Annotated in this window: 4 protein-coding genes; all 4 read left to right on the top strand. The window is 71.4% G+C overall.

Annotated elements, in window-relative coordinates:
* Positions 1 to 193: hypothetical protein (locus ACFV0G_RS03695; protein ID WP_380541002.1), on the top strand; the 193-nt coding region annotated here is incomplete at its 5' end.
* 56 nt (positions 194 to 249) lie between these two features.
* Positions 250 to 1,287 carry a hypothetical protein gene (locus tag ACFV0G_RS03700; RefSeq protein ID WP_380541005.1) on the top strand — a complete coding sequence of 346 codons (1,038 nt, stop codon included), beginning with the start codon at positions 250 to 252 and terminating at the stop codon, positions 1,285 to 1,287.
* Positions 1,233 to 1,364, top strand: a complete 132-nt coding sequence (locus ACFV0G_RS03705) for a hypothetical protein (protein ID WP_380541008.1) — start codon at positions 1,233 to 1,235, stop codon at positions 1,362 to 1,364. The genes ACFV0G_RS03700 and ACFV0G_RS03705 overlap by 55 nt, the downstream gene beginning before the upstream one ends.
* A 235-nt stretch (positions 1,365 to 1,599) precedes the next feature.
* Entirely contained in the window at positions 1,600 to 4,245 is a 2,646-nt protein-coding gene (acnA, locus tag ACFV0G_RS03710) for an aconitate hydratase AcnA (protein WP_380541011.1), read from the top strand.
* Positions 4,246 to 4,286 lie beyond the last annotated feature (41 nt).

Here is a 4,286-nt window from a genome sequence, read left to right on the forward strand (position 1 = left end):
CTACTCCCTGGTCGCCCAGTTCCGCGGGCTCGCCCGCGGCTGCCGGCGCCGGCCCCAGCACCCGCTGCCCGCCGACGTGGTCGGGCTCGCCCGGGCGCGGCCGCCCGGCCGCCCCGGCCCCCCCGCGCGGGGCGCCCGCCCCCCCGCGCCGCCAGCACCGCGGTGTAGAGCGGCACCTCGACGAGCAGGGTGAGGCAGAGGGCCAGGGGATACGGCACGGGCGGATCGTGCCACGGGGGAGGAGCGGCGGTGGCGACGGGGGCGGTTCGCGCCGTGCGGGCCCCGGCGGCCGGGGCGGCGGCGCTGGCGGGCTTCACCGCGGCGGCGGCGCTGGCACTGGCCGTGGCCCTGCGGGCACCGGCCGGTCTCGCGGTCGTCGGGCTGGCCTCGTTCGGCGTCCTGCACAACGTCCTGGAGCTGCGCTACGTCGCCGGTCGGTTCGGCCACGTGCTGGCGGGCCCCTTCCTGCGGCTGCTGCTGGTGCTGATCAGCGGCATCGTGGTCTGCCGGCTGCTCCCGCCGGGCCCCGCCGCCCGGACGGCCGAGATCCTGCTCGCCCACCTGCTGCTGGCCGTGGCCGCCGTCCGGGCGCTGCGCGGGCGGCCGCTGCCGCTCGCCACGGCCGCCCTGGTGCTGGCCACGGCGCTCTGGGCCTCGCTGTCCTTCCCGGCGTACCACTTCGTGGTGCTGGCGCACCTGCACAACCTGGTGCCGCTGGTCTTCCTCTGGGAGTGGTCGCGGGTGCTGCCGCGGGGCCGGGCGGCCTTCCTGGCGGTGCAGTGCGGCTGGGTGCTGGCGGTGCCGCTGCTGCTGCTCTCCGGCGCGCTGGACGCCTGGCTGGCCCCCGGCAGCGGCACGGCGGGCCGGCTCGCCGTCTCCTACACCCCGCCCGCCTGGCTGCACTCGGCGGCCGGCCTGCGGTTCGTCGCGGTCTTCGCGTTCCTGCAGACCATGCACTACGTGGTCTGGGTGTGGTTCCTGCCGCGCTACGCGCCCGGTGCGGCGGCCGCCTTCGACCGGCGGGTGCCGGTGCTGCGCGGCGCGCGGGCCTGGGCGCTGGGGGCGGCGGCGGGTGCCGCGCTCGCGGTGCTGTTCGTGTCCGACTACGCCCAGGGCAAGTCGCTGTACGCGGCACTGGCCTCGTACCACGCCTACCTGGAGTTCCCCGTCCTGCTGGTGCTCGTCCTGGGGCTGGGCCCCGCCGGGCGGGCCGTCCGTGGAGAGGTCCCGCCGTGTTCCTTGCCGATGTCGCCCCCGAGCCCGCCGCCTCCGCCGGCCCCGTCGTGATCGTCGTGGTCGCGGCGGTCCTGGTCGTGGGCGTGGTGGCGCTGCTGTGGATCGTGCGCTCCCGCCGCAGGGGCTGACCCCCGGGCCCGGGCGGGCCGCTGCGGCGCCCGGCGCTGCGGTTGCGCCATGGCATCGCCCGGTGAAGTTTGGACGCAGGCATGCACTATGGTTTATCTCGACATCGAGATAACTCCACGCTATGATTTATCTTGACGTCAAGATATCTGCCGAGAGCCGCACGCCTTCCACATCGGCGAGGTGGGCTTAGCTAAGGCTTACCTTACCATCGGGTGGACCCAGAAGGAGTCAGTCGTGTCCGCGAACAGCTTCGACGCCCGCAGCTCGCTGCAGGTGGGCGACGAGTCGTACGAGATCTTCAAGCTCTCCGCCGTCGAGGGTTCCGAGCGGCTGCCGTACAGCCTCAAGGTCCTGCTGGAGAACCTGCTCCGCACCGAGGACGGCGCGAACATCACCGCCGACCACATCCGTGCCCTGGGCAACTGGGACGCGGCGGCCGAGCCGTCCGAGGAGATCCAGTTCACCCCGGCCCGCGTGATCATGCAGGACTTCACCGGTGTGCCGTGCGTCGTCGACCTCGCCACCATGCGCGAGGCCGTCAAGGAGCTGGGCGGCGACCCGTCCAAGATCAACCCGCTGGCGCCGGCCGAGCTGGTCATCGACCACTCCGTCATCGCCGACAAGTTCGGCACCCCGGACGCCTTCGTCCAGAACGTCGAGATCGAGTACGGCCGCAACAAGGAGCGCTACCAGTTCCTGCGCTGGGGCCAGACCGCGTTCGACGAGTTCAAGGTCGTCCCCCCGGGCACCGGCATCGTCCACCAGGTCAACATCGAGCACCTGGCCCGCACGGTCATGGTCCGCAACGGCCAGGCCTACCCCGACACCTGCGTCGGCACCGACTCGCACACCACCATGGTCAACGGCCTGGGCGTGCTGGGCTGGGGCGTCGGCGGCATCGAGGCCGAGGCCGCGATGCTCGGCCAGCCGGTCTCCATGCTGATCCCGCGCGTGGTCGGCTTCAAGCTCAACGGCCAGCTCCCGGCCGGCACCACCGCCACCGACCTGGTGCTCACCATCACCGAGATGCTGCGCAAGCACGGTGTGGTCGGCAAGTTCGTCGAGTTCTACGGCGAGGGCGTCACCTCGATCCCGCTGGCGAACCGCGCCACCATCGGCAACATGTCGCCGGAGTTCGGCTCGACCTGTGCGATCTTCCCGATCGACGCCGAGACCATCAACTACCTGAAGCTCACCGGCCGCGACGAGCAGCAGCTCGCCCTGGTCGAGGCGTACGCCAAGGAGCAGGGCCTCTGGCACGACCCGTCGGTCGAGCCGGTCTACTCCGAGTACCTGGAGCTGGACGTCTCCACCGTCGTCCCGTCGATCTCCGGCCCGAAGCGCCCGCAGGACCGCGTGGTCCTCGCCGAGGCCGCGGCCAAGTTCGCCGAGGCGCTGCCGGCCTACTCGGCCGAGGCCTCGAAGCCGACCACGGTCACCGCCCCCGACGGCACCTCGTACGCCATCGACAACGGCGCCGTCGTGATCGCCTCGATCACCTCCTGCACCAACACCTCCAACCCCTCCGTCATGCTGGGCGCCGCCCTGCTGGCGAAGAAGGCCGTGGAGAAGGGCCTGCACGTCAAGCCCTGGGTCAAGACCACCCTGGCCCCCGGGTCCAAGGTCGTCATGGACTACTACGAGAAGGCCGGCCTCCTCCCGTACATGGAGAAGCTGGGCTTCAACCTGGTCGGCTACGGCTGCGTCACCTGCATCGGCAACTCGGGCCCGCTGCCCGAGGAGGTCTCGGCCGCCGTCAACGAGTCCGACCTCGCGGTCGTCTCGGTGCTCTCCGGCAACCGCAACTTCGAGGGCCGGATCAACCCCGACGTCAAGATGAACTACCTGGCCTCCCCGCCGCTGGTGGTCGCCTACGCCCTCGCCGGCAACATGAACGTCGACATCACCAAGGACGCCCTGGGCCAGGACGCCGACGGCAACGACGTCTTCCTCGCCGACATCTGGCCGTCCGAGCAGGAGGTCGCCGACGTCGTCGCCGGCTCCATCGACGAGGCCATGTTCGACAAGGGCTACCAGGACGTCTTCGCCGGCGACCACCGCTGGCAGTCGCTCCCCGTCCCGACCGGCAACACCTTCGAGTGGGACGCCGAGTCCACCTACGTCCGCAAGCCCCCGTACTTCGAGGGCATGGCCAAGACCCCGAGCCCGGTGACCGACATCGCCGGCGCCCGCGTCCTGGCCAAGCTGGGCGACTCGGTCACCACCGACCACATCTCCCCGGCCGGCAACATCAAGCCGGGCACCCCGGCGGCGCAGTACCTCACCGAGCACGGTGTGGAGAAGCGTGACTTCAACTCCTACGGCTCCCGCCGTGGCAACCACGAGGTCATGATCCGCGGCACCTTCGCCAACATCCGCCTGCGCAACCAGATCGCGCCGGGCACCGAGGGCGGCTACACCCGCGACTTCACCCAGGCCGACGCGCCGGTGTCGTTCATCTACGACGCCTCGCAGAACTACCAGGCCGCCGGCATCCCGCTGGTCGTCCTGGCCGGCAAGGAGTACGGCTCCGGCTCGTCCCGCGACTGGGCCGCCAAGGGCACCGCGCTGCTGGGCGTCAAGGCCGTCATCGCCGAGTCGTACGAGCGCATCCACCGCTCGAACCTGATCGGCATGGGCGTCCTCCCGCTGCAGTTCCCCGAGGGCCAGACCGCCGACTCGCTCGGCCTGACCGGCGAGGAGACCTTCTCCTTCACCGGCGTGACCGAGCTCAACGAGGGCCGCACCCCGAAGACCGTCAAGGTCAAGGCCGGTGACGTCGAGTTCGACGCGGTCGTCCGCATCGACACCCCCGGTGAGGCGGACTACTACCGCAACGGCGGCATCCTGCAGTACGTGCTGCGCAGCCTGATCGGCTGATCCCGCACCACACCGAGCGGCCGGGCCGCGCCCCCTCCACC

Origin of the sequence: Kitasatospora sp. NPDC059571, from assembly GCF_042735675.1 — a bacterium.
Classification (GTDB): Bacteria; Actinomycetota; Actinomycetes; order Streptomycetales; family Streptomycetaceae; genus Kitasatospora.